Origin of the sequence: Kitasatospora sp. MBT63 (genome assembly GCF_000710465.2) — a bacterium.
In the GTDB taxonomy this organism is placed as follows: domain Bacteria; phylum Actinomycetota; class Actinomycetes; order Streptomycetales; family Streptomycetaceae; genus Kitasatospora.
Map to the genome: position 1 here is coordinate 49,039 of NZ_JAIZ01000636.1, position 1,283 is coordinate 50,321.

Annotated in this window: 1 protein-coding gene; it reads right to left on the reverse strand. The window is 68.7% G+C overall.

The window, feature by feature from the left end; translation table 11 throughout:
• Nucleotides 1-225: 225 nt before the first annotated feature.
• Nucleotides 226-1,283, reverse strand: a 1,058-nt coding sequence (locus AA75_RS52715; protein ID WP_233289300.1) for a M4 family metallopeptidase, incomplete at its 5' end; no start/stop codon positions are given.

A 1,283-nucleotide genomic window follows, 5' to 3' on the forward strand; every position in this document is an offset into this window, starting at 1 on the left:
GTCCACCGGGGGTGGGGGTGGCGGACCGCCCCGACGGGGCTGGGCATTAGCATGACAATTCAGTTCGTCAAATGACAGGTCTGCGGTAACAATTGGCAGAATCCGATCGGCCCCGCGGTGGCCGGCACCCGGCGATACCGGACGCACCGCGGGCGGCGCGGCGGCCGGGCCTCCCCTCCGGAGGGCCCGGCAGCCGCGCGTCCTTGGGCCGGTCCTGGCGTCGCGTCAGTTGACGTTGACGCCGGACCAGGCAGCCGCGACCGCCTTGTACTCGGTGGAGGTCGCGCCGTACAGGTCCTTGGCCGCGTTCAGGGTCGCGGTCCGAGCGGCCTTGTAGTTGGTGGTGGAGGTCATGTAGACGGTCAGCGCGCGGTAGTAGATCGCCGCCGCCTTGTCCCGGCCGATGCCGGTGACCGTGGAGCCGTTGGAGGTCGGGCTGTTGTAGCTGACGCCGTTGATGGTCTTGGCGCCGCTGCCCTCCGCGAGCAGGTAGAAGAAGTGGTTGCCGACGCCCGAGGAGTAGTGGACGTCCTTGTTGCCGACGGTGGAGGACCAGTAGTCCGCCGAGCCGCCGTCCTTGGAGGGCTTGTCCATGTAGCGCAGCGGGGTGCCGTCGCCGTTGATGTTGATCAGCTCGCCGATCAGGTAGTCCGGCTTGTCGCTGGGCAGGTTGGCGGAGAACTCGACCATGGTGCCGAAGATGTCGCTGGTGGCTTCGTTGAGGCCGCCGGACTCACCGGAGTAGTTCAGGCCCGCGGTGTTGGCGGTGACGCCGTGCGTCATCTCGTGGCCCGACACGTCCAGCTCGGTCAGCGGGTGGCTGTTGCCGTCACCGTCGCCGTACGTCATGCAGAAGCAGGAGTCGTCCCAGAACGCGTTCACGTAGTTCTTGCCGTAGTGCACCCGGCTGTACGCGCCGACGCCGTCGCCGCGGATGCCGAGCCGGCCGAACGAGTTCTTGTAGTAGTCCCAGGTCGCGGCCGCGCCGAACTGGGCGTCCACGGCGGCGGACTGGGTGTTGGAGGCGGCGCCGGTGCCCCAGGCGTTGTCGGCGTCGGTGTAGAGGGTGCCCTTGCCGGAGGTCTTGTTGGCCAGGTTGGTGGTGTACATCCCGCCGCGGCCGGCGTCCTTCAGCTGGTACGTCGAACCCGACTGGGTGGTGGTCAGCGGCACGCTGCCGACGAACACGCCCTTGCCGGTGCCGGCCGCGGTCTGCACCTGCTCGTGGCTGGACAGCACCTCGCCGGTGGCGGCGTCGGTGACCAGCAGCTGGCTGCTCGGGG